This is a genomic window from Halorubrum sp. JWXQ-INN 858 (genome assembly GCF_009806985.1).
In the GTDB taxonomy this organism is placed as follows: domain Archaea; phylum Halobacteriota; class Halobacteria; order Halobacteriales; family Haloferacaceae; genus Halorubrum.
In genome coordinates this window covers 21884-35583 of the sequence record NZ_WUAX01000003.1, presented here as the reverse complement: position 1 = coordinate 35583, position 13700 = coordinate 21884, and the positions used below count along the sequence as shown (strand labels likewise).

Genomic DNA, 13700 nt, shown 5'->3' with positions numbered 1-13700 from the left:
GAACAGATGGTTTGCGGTTCTATATATACTTTTCTACCCTGGGTGCCGAAAAACGGGGGATGGCGTCGGGGTAGCGCGTGTCATGCCATGGCGTGTTCGTGACGATCGTTGCCCGCCGCATCGACGCGTGTCGACCACACCGACGACGTGTCCGCCACATCGACAGCGCGTGTCCGACGGACCGACAGGCACATGTCCGCCGAACGGGACGACTCGGTAGATGCTGGGGCTGGAACACGACTTCCGGATCGTCGACGCCCACGCCACCCTCGACGCCGACGAGGCCTCCGTGGCCGTCCACGGGCGCGACATCTCCCCCGAACGCTTGGAACGTGAGATGCATCAGGCCGGGGTCGTTCGCGCGGTGGCGAGCCCCGGTCGGCGCGCGTCCGGGCGGAGCTACCTCCGCGCGAACAACGCGGTCGCGCGGCTCTCCGTCGACCGGTCGTTCCTCGCGTTCGCGCGGCTCAACGGGCCGCGAGACCCGCGGGATCACCCGATCGCGAGGCTCCGGAACCTCCGTGCGGAGCGCGGCGACCACCACACGCGCCCCGACGACGTCGAGCAGTACTCCTACGACGACCGCTATCACGGGTTCACCATGGTGCCGGCGTACGACGGGCTCCCGAACGCGGACGTGCTGGAGCGATTGGAGACCGCGGACCTCCCCGTCCTCGTCCACGCCGGGACGCGGTTCCCGCCGGCCGCCGTCGAGCGCGAGCTGCTCGGGTACGAGTTCCCCGTCGTCCTCTCGAGTTTCGGCGGCTACCCGCTCGACACGGAGCTGATGAACCGGACGCTCGACCTCCTCGACGACCACGACCGGCTATACGTGGACACGAGCGCGGTCCGCTACCGGGAGGTGTTAGAGCGGGGGGTGTTGGAACACCCGGACCGCGTCCTCTTCGGCTCCGGCGCGCCGGGCGTCCACCCGAACGTCGGCGTGATGGAAGTGCTCACCCTCGACGTCCCCGAGGACCTGATGCGGCGCGTGTTCACGAAGAACGCCGCGCGGCTGATCCCGGGGCTCGCCGAGGGCGCTGATTTATAAGTGATCGACGCCGGATCGGACCGTATTGATAAAGGATCGAGCGGTCGGCGTTCCGAGATTATAAGGGATCCAGCGGCCGACTCTCCGGACTTATAAGCGACCGGCGTCGAACGCCACCGATTTGACCGCGGGTCGCCGACGGGAGCGTATGCCCGATCAGGAGGGCCGCCTCGTCGAGGAGATCCGCGCGAGGGGCCACGAGAACGTCACCGCCGAGCACGCGAGCACGTTCGAGTTCACGACCGACGACTGGCTCACGCCGGCGGGCGACTGCATCCTCGCCGTCGGCGCCGACCGGACTCCCCGCGACTTCGACTCGGCGTTCAAGGCGGCCTGCCGCGACGCCGACGCGACGATCTCGGCCACGATCGTCGTGGAGGGGACCGACGATGGCGAGCGGCACACGGCCACGATCGTCGGCCGCGGCGATCCCGACCTGACGCTGGTCGACGACCGATCGATGGTGGGTCGAACGAGCGACTACACCGACGACGAGCGAACGGTTCTCGTCGGCGCGGACGCGGCCGCCGCCGACCTCGACCGTGACCTCGTCGCCGCGCTCGCGGACGGCGCGGCGGCGACGCTGCGGCTCGCCGTCGAGGTCTGAGCCCGGCCCCATGCTCGCGGACCCTTATCAGTGACCGGCCCCATGCTCGCGGACCCTTATCAGTGACCGACCCCACCCTCGCGGACTCTTATCAGTGATCGCGCCCAACGGGGGCGTATGTCCGACGAGCCCCGCGAGGGCGTCGACGAGCCCGCGGAGAACATCAGCGGCGGGGCGACCGGCGGCGGCGCGTTCGACGAGTTCGCGCCCGGCGACGGCGACTCCCGCGCGGAGGCAGTCGTCGACGCGCTCGGCGACCTGTACTGGCAGAAGGCGTACGGCGGGAGCGACGGCTTCGAGTGTCTCGTCCGCACGATCCTCTCACAGAACACCTCCGACAAGGCGAGCCAGCCCGCCCACGACTCGCTGATGGCACGCTACGGCCCGGCCGACGGGCTCGCCGAGCGGCTCGCGGACGCCGACCGCGACGAACTGGCCGAGACGATCGCCGCCGCCGGGCTGTACAACCGGAAGTCGGCGGTCATCCAGGAGGGCGCGGTGTGGGCGCTCGCGGAGTTCGGTTCGACCGCGGGCTTCGACGAGTACGTCGAGCGAGGCGATCCCGAGGACGTCCGCGAGACGCTGCTGTCCGTCTCCGGCGTCGGCCCGAAGACGGCCGACTGCGTCCTGCTGTTCGCCGGCGGTCGCGGCGGCGTCTTCCCCGTCGACACCCACGTCCACCGGATCGCGCGGCGGATGGGATTGGCCCCGCCGGCGGCCGATCACGAGGGCGTTCGGGAGGCGATCGAGGCGGCGGTACCGCCCGGGAAGTGCGGCTTCGGGCATACCGCGATGATCCAGTTCGGGCGCGAGTACTGTCCCGCCCGGAAGCCGGCGTGTCTGGAGGGGCCGGAGGCGTGTCCGCTGTACGACCTGTGTGACCGCGTCGGGATCGACGAGGTCGACGGGTCGTTCGTCGACCCGGCGGACGCGCCGGCCGACGACTGAGTCCGACTCCGAGATGGCCCGTGCCGATCCACGACCCCTGCGCTCACACCGGCAGGTCGGCGTCGGGGTCGACGACGCGGTCGACCTCCGGGGGCATCCGCCAGTCGGTCGTTAACTCGAGGAGCTGCACCACCATCCGCCCGGTCGCGCCCCACACGGTGTAGCCGTCGACGTGGAAGAAGTGGATCCGGTGGTCCCCGTACTGCGGGTGGTCGCGCCGCTCGGACTCGTAGTTCGCGGGATCGATCAGCCCGGCGACGGGGAGGACGACGATCTCGGCGACCTCCGACTCGTCGGGGACGTACTCGCGGTCGGGCGCGACGGCGACGAAGGGGCGCACGGCGTACTCCGAGGAGGTCCGGATGTCGTCGATCCGGCCGACCACGTCCACCTCGTCGGCGCGGAGCCCGACCTCCTCGTCCGCCTCCCGGAGCGCCGTCTCGTTGAGCGTCCGGTCGATCACCTCGCGGCCGCCGCCCGGGAAGCTCATCTGGCCTGGGTGTCTCCCGAGGTGTTCGGCCCGCTTCGTGAACAGGAGATAGGCGTCGCCGCCGCGCTCGATCACCGGGGCCAACACCGCGGCCTCGCGGCTCGCGGTCGTGATCGACAGCGGCTCGTGTCGACGGAGCCCCGACAGGTCCATACCGGCCGAACGCGCTCACGGGGTGTTAACGTTTCTCCGTCTCCGACCGAACGGGAACGCCCGGGTCTGGACGGACGGAGTAAGCGGACGGGCCCTAACAGGGCCGAAACTTCCGCTTCAGTCGTCGAGCGCCTCGACGATCCGCTCCCGGATCCCGACCGTGTCGACGGGAGCCCACGCCTCGACGTCGTACGCCACGTCGAGCAGCGTCTCCAACCGGTCGTGGTCCGTCCCGTCAGCAATTTCGTCGGCCTCGCTTCCCTCGGCCGACGTTGCCTCGTCCCCCTCCCCGACCGACGTTGCCTCGTCACCCTCCCCGAGCGCCGCCTCGACTTCCGTTTCCAGTCGGTCGAGGACCGCCACGGCCAACGGCTCCCGGTCGACCGTGCGGTCTGGAACGTCGAGGATGTGCGGCAGGTCCTCGGCGTTCGGGGGCAACGACGGGAACGCGGCCGGCCCGACGGCGAGCGCGTCGGCGTCCGGCGGGAGCGGCTCCACCGATCCGGTCGGCGCGGGGACGAGGAAGTACTCCGCGACGGCGACGTCGATCGCCGCGGCGATGGCGTCGTCGTCGGCCTCGGCGCGGCGTTTGAACGCCAGCTCGGCGAGGGCGTCAGCCAGCTCCTCGCGGGTGAGCGCGCCGAACAGGTCGACGATACCGGCGAGGTCGTCGCGGGCGGCGACGCTCGCGCGGTCGGCACCCGTGTCGGCGTCATCGGCAGCGTCCGCGCCCGCGTCGTCCGCGCTCGCGTCACCGGTAGCGCCGTCCGCGTCCTCAGTCATCGTTCCCCCGTCGCCCTATCCTGCCGGGGGCGTTCGTCGCATCGGGGCCGTCACGGACCGCCGCGAGGTCCTCGCGGGCCGCGGCGGCCACCGCCGCCGGCGACACGGGCGCGTCGTTCCACGGCGGGAGCCGGGTGTCCGGCCCCGGCTTCGCGATCGCGTCGGCGTACGTCGCCACCTGTTCCCGCTCGCCCTCCCGATCGTACGTCAGCCCGTTGAACGCGGCGTCGGTCTCGTAGCCCCGGATCAGCCGGTCCGCGGCCTCGCGATACCGGTCGGGGAGGCTCCCGTAGTCGACGTCGACCCCGTGGTCCTCGACGGCCCGCAGCGTCGCCGCCGCGACCGCCTCGCTCATGTCGGCGAGCCCGGTCGGCCCCTCGACCGAGCGGTGGTCGTGTTCGTATCGGCCGAGGTCGACCTGTGCGCTCCCGGCGAACCCCGCGTGGGCGAACGCCTCGCCGAGGGTGCCGACCTCCAACCCCCAGCCGCGCTGGAGTCGCAGCCGCCCGATCAGCTCGCTCGTCGCGGCGAACTCGCCGGCGAGCGCGTATCGGAACGACTCGAGGTACCCGAGCACGTCGCTGTCGGGCGGGTCGTCGCCACCCGCCGTGCGGCCACGCGGGCGACCTTCCAGGCGATTTCCCTGACCGCCCTCCGGCCCCTCGGCGAGCGCGCGGACGAGCGGCCTGAAGAAGAGACGGAACAGCCGCCCGTAGAGCGCGTCGTCCTCGACGCGGGCGTAGTACCCCTTCGAGAAGTCGTGGCCGTGTGCGAGCGGGAACAACAGTCGGGTCACGAAGGAGGGCGAGTAGGTGCGCGTGTCGGCGTCGTGGACGACGACGAAGTCCTCCGCCAGCGCCCGCCCGAGCCCGAGCCACACGTCGCGACCCTTGCCGCGGTCGCCGTCGACGCCGGCGTCGGCGAGGAGGTCCGCGAGCCGGGGGCCGTCACACCACAGCGTCTCCACCTCGAGATCGAACCCGTCGAGCCAGTCCGCGAACGGGCCGGCGCGTTCGGCGGGAGCCCGGAGGGGGACGATCACCCGCGCGGGGTCGACCGCCTCGAGCGTCGACAGGACGTGCTCGGCCGCGAGCGTCCCGTACTCGCGCTCCGTCATCGGCACCACGACGGCCGCGCGGTCGGTCGGCGCGTCCGGGCGGTGGTCCGTCAGCGCGTGCAGCGTCGTCACGCGCTCTTGGACGTACTCCATTACCGATCCCAACGGGGAGAACCGCCTAAATACGCACGGTACCCGTCGGCGGTGCCGCGTTCGCGGGACGGTGGCGACGCCGGCGGCGCGGGAGGTGCCGCGTCCGTGAGACGGTGGCGACTCCGGTGGCGTGGGAGGTGCCGGCGGCGCCGGCGGCGTGGGAGGTGCCGATGACCCCGGCGACGTCCGCGGGCGAACGGTCAGTTCCCGACGCCGTCGCCCCTGTCCCCGCCCGACGACCGGTCGGAGGACCCGCCGGGAACGCGACCGAGGCGATCGAGGACGGCGTAGGCGACGACGAGGAGGGTCAACCCGCCCGCGAGCGCGAGGAAGACGGCGTCGTAGGCGATACCCGCCTCGACCGCCTCGCCGACGGTCCACGAGCCGACCGCCTGCGTCGTCATCGCGCCGGCCGAGAAGACCGCGTACGCGGACGCCCGAGTCTCGTCGGGCAGCGAATCGAGGATGTACGTGTCCGTCGCGGGGTAGAGCATGTGGATGGTGAAGCCGACGAGGACGCTGGCGACCACGACCGTCGCGAGCCCGGAGGCGAACACGACGAGGACGACGCTCGCGATGAACGCCGTCACGATCCCGAGGATGTACGGGACGTGCGGGAGCCGGTCCGCGAGGTCGCCGGCGATGAGGAAGGCGGGGACTCCGGCGGCGAAGACGACCGTCAGGAGGTTGCGCGCGGTCGTCGGCGGGAGCCCCTTGTCGATCATGTACAGCTCGTAGAAGTTGAACAGCCCCTGCCAGACGAAGCTGGTGAGCCCCATGATGACGACCCCGGCGACGATCAGCTTCCACGCGGAGCGCGCGCCGCCGAAGAAGTCGGTGTCGTCCCGGCCGGCGTCCGGGAGGTCCGTCCGCCCGGCGAGGAGGACGACGAGGAGCGTCGTCGCCGCGGCGACGACCGCCAGCCCGTAGAAGGCGTACCGCCAGTCGTACCACAGCGCCACCGTGACGACCGGCGCGGCGGCGACCGCGGCGAGCTGGCTCGCCATCCCGTGGATGCCGAGGACCCGCCCGACGTGGGAGGGGAACAGCTCGGAGACGAACGGGTTCGCCGCGATGAAGTAAATGCCGGACGCGCTGCCGACGAGGAACGCCGCGACCATCAGCAGCCGCACGTCCGGCGCGATCGCGACGCCCACCGCGCCGGCGGTGAGGATGACTCCCGAGAGGAGGACCACGCGGACCCGGCTCGTCCGGGTGAGCAGCCAGCCGGTCGGCAGTCGCGGGGAGGCGGAACCGAGCCACGTCAGCGTGACGATCAGTCCGGCGGTCCCCTCGCGGATGGCGAACTCGTCGATGAACTCGCCGACGAGCGGCGCGAACACCACGCGCGCGAAGCTGGCGAGGAAGACGAGCCCGCACAGCGATCCGAACAGCCGGGTTCGTGACACGGCGGCCGTTTCACGCGGGTCGGCACAAGCGTTCCGAAACGTCCCGACTCGGCCGGGGCGTCGGTTCGGCCGCCGTGTCGGGGCGTCGGTTCGGCCGTCGTGTCGGGACCTCGGTTCGGTCGTCGTGTCGAGCGTCGTTCCCGCACCGCGACGCCGGGCGGGGTTTTTATCCCACCCCGCGCCCAACCCCGGCGTATGAAATCCACCAGGAAGGCGCTCCGGGACGGCGACCTGTTCAAGGACACCTACGAGCGGCTCAACTGTTCGGAGTGCGAACAGGTGCTCAAGAAGAAGAACGACCCCGACGAGGTGTTTTCCGTCCGGATCTGCCCGGAGTGTAACACGAAGTACAAGGAGCTCCGCTAGCCGCCGGACCAACCTCCTCGAGGACCCGTCCCCGCGAATCGACCGTCCCCGCCTCTCCCCTTCTTCGTTCCGTCCGCGTCTCACTCGAAGACGGCGTCGAACGCGCTCGCCCCGAGCGGGTCGAACGTTCCGGCGGCGACGTTCTCGCGGACGTGGTCGACGTCGCTCGTGCCGACCAGCGAGCAGGTCACCCCGGGCGCGCTTCGCGCGAAGTTGAGCGCCCGCTGGGCCGGCGTGTCGCCGGACAGCTCGCCGTCGACGCCCGCCGGGATCGCCCCCGGGACGGCCAGCTCCCCCTGCGCGATGCTCGCGCTCGTGAACACCGACAGCCCGGCCTCGTGGGCGAACGCCAGCGTCGAGACGGGAGCTGGATCCGGTTCCGCCTCGCCGTCGACGGCGTCGCGGTTGCCGCCGCGGTCGACGCCGGCCGCCGGCCGGTGGTTCCGTCGCGTGAACGCGTCGGCCATCGCGACGTTGAACGGGAGCTGCACCGCCGCGAACCCGTGGTCGTCGTCCGCCCCCACCGCCGCCCCGGCGGCCTCGGCGCGCGCGAGCACCTCGGGCAGCGAGAGGTAGGCGTCATCGGTCGGGGACGCGCGGAAGGCGTCCCACGTCGCGACCCCGTAGCACCCGACGTCGCCCGCGAGCCGCCGCCGCTCTAACGCCTCGAAGGCGGCCTCCAGCGCGTCGTACACGTCCTCCCGCGACCGGGCCGCGAGCTGCGTCTCCGGGTTGTGGACGTAGTAACAGTCGACCTGATCGAGGCCGAGCCGGTCGAGCGACCGGTCGAGCGACCACTCGAGGTACGCCGGCGCGAGGCAGTGTGCCCCCCCGGCGAGGTCGTCGACGTCGACGATCCCCGGATCGACGAACCGATCGCGGACGTACGCCCCCGGGTCGTCGGGGCGGCTCCCGTCGAAGGGGAGGAACCCGCCCTTCGTCGCCACCACGACCGCGTCACGGTCGATCCCGGCGTCGCGGACCGCCTCGCCGACGACCCGCTCGGCGCGGCCGCAGCGGTAGTTGGCGGCGGTGTCGACGACGTTGACGCCGGACCGGAGCGCGAGCCCGATCGCCTCGCGGGAGGCGTCGTCGACGGCCGCGGTCGGCTCGCCGAGGTACGTCCCCAGCCCGACGCTGGAGATCACTCCCGGCCCGAACCGTCGGAAGTAGGTGCGGCCGAACGCGTCGCCGAACTCGTTACGGTAGTTCCAGAGGGCCTCGCGGGTCGCCATCGCTACCGGTCCGGACGGGCCGTTCGGTTATAAGCTACGGGTGACGGTGACGGGACGAGGGGTGACGGGACGAGGGGTGACGGGACGAGGGGTGGCGGAACGAGGGATGGCGGGATGAGGGATGGCGCTAGCCGGCGGCGAGGACGGGCGCGGTGTCGTCGGCCACCGACACAGCTCAAAACAGCAGGAGGAACGTCGCGTACGAGCCGATCGTCGCGAATATCGGGACGACGTTCTGCATGACGATCACGCGCGCGGTCGTCGAGGGATCGAAGAGGTCGGAGGCCGACGGCACCTCCTCCGGTTTCCCCTCGCCGATCGGCTCCGGTTCCGGTTTCGTCTCCTCGGAGACGGTCGGGTCCCCGACGGTCGCGGTCCCCTCGTCGGCCGCCAGCGCGCCGACCGACGCCCGAGGGGCTTCCTCGCCGGTGACGCCCTCGGAGAGCGTCGTCGTCCGCGTGGCCCGCCCCCAGCCGAGCCCGACGATCGACATCGTCGCGATGACGACGAAGCTCGCTGGGATCCCGACCGCCGACAGCCCGACGACGAGTACGGAGCTGATCGACGCGACGACGATCGCCGCGGTGAGCGGGAGGTGCGTGATGTCGTTGCCGAGCGTCTCCATCGTCCGTCGCGCGATGGTGAACGCGCCGACCGCGACCGCGATCGAGCCGATGACGATGCCGACGTTGATGTCCAGCTGGCCGCTGCCCACCAGCGGCGCGATCGCGTTGGCGATGTTGCTGGTGCCGGAGCTGAACGCCATCAGACAGCCGATGGCGATGACGATGAGGGAGCCGACCAGCTCGCGACGCGTCGTGTTCGGGCCGGCCACGACCTTCGGCACCGCGCCGCTCCGATCGAGCTCCACGAGCGCCCCCTCGGTCTGGTTTATCGCGATGAGGTCGTCGAGGTAGACGTAGAAGTAGCGGCCGATGATGCCCGCCACCCAGAACCCGACGATCGGGGCGACGATCCACCACGTGACGATCTCGCCCATCACCGCCCAGTTCAGCTGTCCCGACGCGAGTCCGAGCCCGGCGATGGAGCCGACGGCGGTCATCGACGTCGACGCCGGGACGCCGAACACGTTGCCGACGAACAGCGCGCCCCCGATGAAAAAGAGGACGACGATGCTCGCCGGGAGCGTGAAGATCGCCGGGTCGTGGATCAGCTCCTCGCCGAGCGTGTCAACGACGCGCCGCCCGATCGTCCACGCCCCGACGAAGAAGAAGACTGACATGAGCGCCGCGGCGGCGACCTTCGTGAGGACCCCCGCCCCGACGGCGGGAGCGAAAGCCGGTCCCGTCGTCGCCCCGCCGATGTTGTACGCGACGAAACAGGCGACGGCGACGCCGAGCACCAACAGGGCCGAATCTATCATTGTTCAGTAATTAACTCGTTCCCGACGCACAAATACGTGTCCACTCGTCGCTTCGTGGTCGCGCCGTTTCGGCTTCGACGTCCCGTCCGTCGGGGCGTCGGTCGAACGGAGAGCCGACTCAAACCCCCCAGAAGAACAACAGCCCGAGCGTCGTCACGACCGCCAGTATCAGCTGGAGCGGCGCGCCGACGCGGAAGAAGTCGCCGAACCGGTAGCCACCGGGGCCGTACACCATCAGGTTCGTCTGGTAGCCGATCGGCGTGAGCATCGCGGTCGACGCGCCGAACGTCACCGCGAGGACGAAGGTGAACGGGTCCGCGCCGATCGCGAGCGCGGCCTCGATGGCGACCGGGATCATCAACACCACGCTCGCGTTGTTGCTGACGACGTTCGTGACGAGCGCGGTGAACAGGTAGAACAGCCCCAACACCACCGCCGGGGAGAGCCCGACCGCGAACACGAGGACCGTCGTCGCGAGCCATTCGGCCGCCCCCGTCCGCTCCATGGCGACGCCCAGCGGGATGAGCCCCGCGAGCAGGAAGATCACGCTCCAGTCGACCGAGTCGTACACCTCGTTCGGCTTCACACAGCCCGTCGCCACCATCGCGACGATCCCGCCGAGCGCGCTGATGACGATCGGCAGGACGTCGAGCGCCGCGAGCCCCACCACGGCCGCGATGATCCCGAGCGCGACCGGGATACGCCGGTACCGGAAGTCCGGGAGCGTCAGCTCCTGTGCAACGATGAACTCGCGGTCGTTCGCGAACCGCTGAACGGTCCCCTCGGAGGCCTGAATGAGGAGCGTGTCGCCCGCCCGGAGCCCCCGCTCGTCCATGCGCGCGTGAATGATCTCGCCGCCGCGACGCAGCGCCAACACCGTCGCGTCGTACCGCTGTCTGAAGTTCAACGACTCCAGCGTCTGCCCGAGGATCCTCGCCTCCGGGGAGACGACGATCTCCACCAGCCGCTGGTCGTCCTCCGGTTCGACGTCCTCCTCTTCGGCCTGGAGCCGCTCCTCGGTGACGTCGGCGTCCGGCGCGAGCTCGAGGCCCTCGGTTTCGATCAGCGTCAGCAGACTCTCGCGGTCGGTCCGCAACACGAGCACGTCGCCGGGGCGGACCTCCTTGCGCGCCAGCGGCTCCGTGAAGACCTGGTCGTGGCGCACGAGCTGGACGATGTCGGCGTCGAGGTCCAGCTCGGCGAAACACTGGTTGACGGTCTTCCCCACGAGGTGTGACTCCTCGGTGACGACGACCTCCGTGAGGTACTCCGTCATGTCGAAGCCCTCGATCAGCTCGTCGTCCATCTTGATCCGTTCGGGGATCAGCAGCCGGCCGACGGTCGCCAGGTAGACGACGCCCGTGACCAGGACGATCAGCCCGAGCTGGGTGAACTCGAACATCGAGAAGGGGCGGCCGATGAGCCGCCCGGAGACGTCGGAGGCGAGGATGTTCGTCGAGGTGCCGATGAGCGTCAGCATGCCGCCGAGCATCGCCGCGAACGACACCGGCATGAGCAGCTTCGACGGGGAGATCCCGGTCTTCCGGGAGAGCGTGTTCACCATCGGGATCATCACGGCGACGACCGGCGTGTTGTTGATGAACCCCGCGCTCCCGCCGGAGAGCCCGAGTACGGCGAGCAGCTGCTTGTACGGGCTCGTTCCGTACCGCTCGGCGATCTCCGTGCCGACGATGTTTATCAGCCCGGAGCGGCGGATCCCCTCGCTGAGGACGAACATCGCGAGGACGGTGACCGTCGCGGTGCTGGCGAAGCCGCCGATCCCGGTCGCCGCGTCGACGCCCGTCCACGGTTCGAGGACGACGAGCGACACCATCACCGCGATCGCGACGACGTCGATCGGGACCGGCTCCGTGATGAACAGCACGAGCGCGACCGCGATGATCCCGAACATCAACAGGATCTCCGGCGTGAGCGCCGGTATCTCGCCCGTCGACTGTCCGATCACGGATCCACGCATCTACGTTACGGAACACCGACGGAAGGTAAAAACGGTGCGGCTCTCGACCTCGGCCGACCCCGGTCGGCCCCGACCACCCTCACGTGACACCGCCCTCACGCGACGTTCCGCTCCACGGGTCCGTCGCCCGACTCGAACCGGTCGCTCGCGAGCGCGTCGACCCCGTCGAGCGAGGCCGCACCGTCGACACACAGCTCGGCGACGACTTGTCCGGTCGCGGGCGCGTGCTGGAAGCCGTGCCCCGAGAAGCCCGCGGCGGTGACGAAGCCGGGGAGCGTCTCCTCGAGTATCGGGTGGTGGTCGGGCGTCACGGCGTACAGCCCGGCCCAGCCCCGCTTGAGCCGGGACGCCTCGCCGAAGTACGACGCGTAGTCGGCGGCGCGGTCGAGGGCGGTCGCCGCCCAGTCGAACGCCATCGACTCCCCGTAGGCGTCGGGGTCGACGTCGGGGTCCTCGTCCGTGAAGTGACCGCCGACGAGGGCGGTCCCCTCGCGCTCCGGGCGGAAGTACGACCCCGTGTCGATGTCGATCGTCAGCGGGACCGTCTCGGGGATCCCGTCGGACGGCTCGACGATCGCGACCTGTCGCCGCCGCGGGGCGATGGGCAGCGAACGACCGGCCAGGCTGGCGATCCCCGCCGCCCACGCGCCGGCGGCGTTGACGACGGCGTCGGCCGCGATCGGGCCGTCGTCGGTTTCGACGCCCGTCACGCGCCCGTCGGCGACTCGGACGTCCCGGACGGCGGTACCCGCCCGCAGGTCGGCCCCGCCCTCGCGGGCGGCCCGGGCGTAGCCTTGGACCGCGAGGTTCGGATCGGCGTAGCCGTCGCGGGCGTGGTACGTCGCCGCGCGGAACGGCTCCGGATCGAGCCCCGGACACCGCTCGGTCGCCGCCCGTGGCGTCAGGAGCTCGCTGTCGACGCCGAGCCGGTTCTGCATCGCCACGTGCTCCGCGAACGCGTCGGCGCTCGCGGCCGTTCGGGCGAGCAGGAGGTACCCGTGCTGTCGGAAGCCGACGTCGACCCCGAACCGCTCCTCGAACGACTCCCAGACCGGGAGGCTCTCCCGGGAGAGCCGGACGTTGATCGGGGTCGAGAACTGCGCCCGGATCCCGCCGGCCGACCGCGCCGTGCTCCCCGCGCCGAACGACCCGCGTTCGAGGAGGGTGACGTCGACCCCCGCCTCGACGAGCGCGTGTGCCGACGACAGCCCGACGATCCCGCCACCGATCACGACGACGTGCATACGGCCCGCAGGGAAGCCGGCGGGATAAGCGTTCGAGTCGGGGAAGACGCTTCGGAGAGCGGGGACGCGCCGGAGCGGCACGAAAGGGACCCCGACCGGTTTGAGGAAGGTTCCGTCGGCGTGACCGGATTACCGCTCTTCGGAGTCGAGCACGCGGATCTGGTCGCCGCGGACCGTCACGGGGATGGGGACGGTGGCCTCGTACAGCTCGACGGTCACCTGGTCTTTGCCCTCGTCGATGCGCTGGACGCGCGCCTTCTCGCCCTTGAACGGGCCGGCGATGAGCTCGACGATGTCGCCCTCGCCGATCCCCTCGACGTCGGGGGTCGGCGAGAGGAAGTGTTCGACCTCGGAGAACGGGCTCTGGGCGGCCCCGTCGGGGCCCTGAATGACGCCGCGAGCGTGCGGGATCTCGTCGAGGATGCGGGCGAACACGTTGCCGTCGGAGGCCTCGACCATCACGTAGCTCGTGAGCTGGTCGGGGGCGATGACGGCGTGGATCTCCGGCATCTCCTTTTCGGCGAGCATGTCCGCGACGGTGCGCTCCTGTCTCGCGGTGGTCTTGACGGAGAAGATCGGCATCAGACTCCGACCCCCGGGAGGAGGCTCATCACCGCGAAGATCATGAAGCCGAGGAACCCGACGAGCACGATGCCGGCACCGGCGATCTTCGACACCTGGAGGAACTCGTCGGTGCTCGGCGTGCTGGCCAGCTTCAGCACCCGAATGTAGCTGTTGAGGTCGTACGGAACGTCCATGTTACGAGCGGCTTCGAGACGAGACGGTTTTTACCTTTTGATGCGGTCCGGTCGCCGACGTCGGTTCGGCTCGACGCGTGCGCG

The 13700-nt window shown here is 70.7% G+C and carries 14 protein-coding genes; 4 read left to right on the top strand and 10 right to left on the bottom strand.

Translation table 11 applies throughout. The features are described from left to right. Window positions 1-220 precede the first annotated feature (220 nt). From GRS48_RS00650 to nth, 3 genes are all read left to right on the top strand, one after another. Window positions 221-1051 carry an amidohydrolase family protein gene (locus tag GRS48_RS00650; protein ID WP_159483016.1) on the top strand — a complete coding sequence of 277 codons (831 nt, stop codon included), beginning with the start codon at window positions 221-223 and terminating at the stop codon, window positions 1049-1051. 148 nt (window positions 1052-1199) lie between these two features. Beyond that, window positions 1200-1658: a DUF371 domain-containing protein gene (locus tag GRS48_RS00645; RefSeq protein ID WP_159483015.1), complete on the top strand. Its 459-nt coding sequence runs from the start codon at window positions 1200-1202 to the stop codon at window positions 1656-1658. 117 nt (window positions 1659-1775) lie between these two features. Continuing rightward, window positions 1776-2606, top strand: a complete 831-nt coding sequence (gene nth, locus GRS48_RS00640; RefSeq protein ID WP_159483014.1) for an endonuclease III — start codon at window positions 1776-1778, stop codon at window positions 2604-2606. 43 nt (window positions 2607-2649) lie between these two features. On the opposite strand, the gene GRS48_RS00635 is transcribed toward nth, so the two are convergent. The 4 genes from GRS48_RS00635 to GRS48_RS00620 all read right to left on the bottom strand — a co-directional run bounded on the left by GRS48_RS00635 (window position 2650) and on the right by GRS48_RS00620 (window position 6651). Next, complete coding sequence (locus GRS48_RS00635) at window positions 2650-3249, bottom strand: CoA pyrophosphatase (protein WP_159483013.1); 600 nt, start codon at window positions 3247-3249, stop codon at window positions 2650-2652. Window positions 3250-3366: 117 nt separating this feature from the next. Continuing rightward, a complete protein-coding gene (locus GRS48_RS00630; protein ID WP_235027958.1) occupies window positions 3367-4032 on the bottom strand; it encodes a hypothetical protein in 666 nt (221 codons plus the stop codon). Next, window positions 4025-5242 (bottom strand): glycosyl transferase family 2, encoded by a 1218-nt coding sequence (locus tag GRS48_RS00625; protein ID WP_159483012.1) that lies wholly within the window; start codon window positions 5240-5242, stop codon window positions 4025-4027. Before GRS48_RS00625 ends, GRS48_RS00630 begins: the two co-directional genes overlap by 8 nt. A gap of 200 nt (window positions 5243-5442) precedes the next feature. Next, entirely contained in the window at window positions 5443-6651 is a 1209-nt protein-coding gene (locus GRS48_RS00620; RefSeq protein ID WP_321168221.1) for an MFS transporter, read from the bottom strand. 195 nt (window positions 6652-6846) lie between these two features. Here GRS48_RS00620 and GRS48_RS14975 point away from each other — a divergent pair, with 195 nt between their 5' ends. Next, entirely contained in the window at window positions 6847-7017 is a 171-nt protein-coding gene (locus GRS48_RS14975; RefSeq protein WP_200840179.1) for an HVO_0758 family zinc finger protein, read from the top strand. Between the two features lie 80 nt (window positions 7018-7097). Here the strand turns inward: GRS48_RS14975 and GRS48_RS00615 are convergent, their stop codons facing one another. From GRS48_RS00615 to GRS48_RS00590, 6 genes are all read right to left on the bottom strand, one after another. Beyond that, a complete protein-coding gene (locus GRS48_RS00615; protein ID WP_159483011.1) occupies window positions 7098-8252 on the bottom strand; it encodes an aldo/keto reductase in 1155 nt (384 codons plus the stop codon). A 175-nt stretch (window positions 8253-8427) separates the two neighbouring features. Further along, window positions 8428-9633, bottom strand: a complete 1206-nt coding sequence (locus GRS48_RS00610; protein WP_394351178.1) for an inorganic phosphate transporter — start codon at window positions 9631-9633, stop codon at window positions 8428-8430. 121 nt (window positions 9634-9754) lie between these two features. After that, window positions 9755-11614, bottom strand: a complete 1860-nt coding sequence (locus GRS48_RS00605; RefSeq protein WP_159483009.1) for an SLC13 family permease — start codon at window positions 11612-11614, stop codon at window positions 9755-9757. A gap of 95 nt (window positions 11615-11709) precedes the next feature. Beyond that, window positions 11710-12858 (bottom strand): FAD-binding oxidoreductase, encoded by a 1149-nt coding sequence (locus tag GRS48_RS00600; protein WP_159483008.1) that lies wholly within the window; start codon window positions 12856-12858, stop codon window positions 11710-11712. A 129-nt stretch (window positions 12859-12987) separates the two neighbouring features. Next, on the bottom strand, window positions 12988-13440 hold the full coding sequence (locus GRS48_RS00595) for a transcription elongation factor Spt5 (protein WP_159483007.1): 453 nt from the start codon (window positions 13438-13440) through the stop codon (window positions 12988-12990). Further along, entirely contained in the window at window positions 13440-13616 is a 177-nt protein-coding gene (locus GRS48_RS00590; protein WP_159483006.1) for a protein translocase SEC61 complex subunit gamma, read from the bottom strand. The genes GRS48_RS00595 and GRS48_RS00590 overlap by 1 nt, the downstream gene beginning before the upstream one ends. Between the last annotated feature and the right edge of the window lie 84 nt (window positions 13617-13700).

Bases quoted from the DNA above. Each gene is read 5' to 3' on its own strand.
- GRS48_RS00600 (WP_159483008.1), bottom strand. From the start codon at position 12,858: ATGCACGTCGTCGTGATCGGTGGCGGGATCGTCGGGCTGTCGTCGGCA.
- GRS48_RS14975 (WP_200840179.1), top strand. From the start codon at position 6,847: ATGAAATCCACCAGGAAGGCGCTCCGGGACGGCGACCTGTTCAAGGAC.
- GRS48_RS00650 (WP_159483016.1), top strand. From the start codon at position 221: ATGCTGGGGCTGGAACACGACTTCCGGATCGTCGACGCCCACGCCACC.
- GRS48_RS00615 (WP_159483011.1), bottom strand. From the start codon at position 8,252: ATGGCGACCCGCGAGGCCCTCTGGAACTACCGTAACGAGTTCGGCGAC.
- GRS48_RS00605 (WP_159483009.1), bottom strand. From the start codon at position 11,614: ATGCGTGGATCCGTGATCGGACAGTCGACGGGCGAGATACCGGCGCTC.
- GRS48_RS00630 (WP_235027958.1), bottom strand. From the start codon at position 4,032: ATGACTGAGGACGCGGACGGCGCTACCGGTGACGCGAGCGCGGACGAC.
- GRS48_RS00595 (WP_159483007.1), bottom strand. From the start codon at position 13,440: ATGCCGATCTTCTCCGTCAAGACCACCGCGAGACAGGAGCGCACCGTC.
- GRS48_RS00625 (WP_159483012.1), bottom strand. From the start codon at position 5,242: ATGGAGTACGTCCAAGAGCGCGTGACGACGCTGCACGCGCTGACGGAC.
- nth (WP_159483014.1), top strand. From the start codon at position 1,776: ATGTCCGACGAGCCCCGCGAGGGCGTCGACGAGCCCGCGGAGAACATC.
- GRS48_RS00635 (WP_159483013.1), bottom strand. From the start codon at position 3,249: ATGGACCTGTCGGGGCTCCGTCGACACGAGCCGCTGTCGATCACGACC.
- GRS48_RS00645 (WP_159483015.1), top strand. From the start codon at position 1,200: ATGCCCGATCAGGAGGGCCGCCTCGTCGAGGAGATCCGCGCGAGGGGC.
- GRS48_RS00590 (WP_159483006.1), bottom strand. From the start codon at position 13,616: ATGGACGTTCCGTACGACCTCAACAGCTACATTCGGGTGCTGAAGCTG.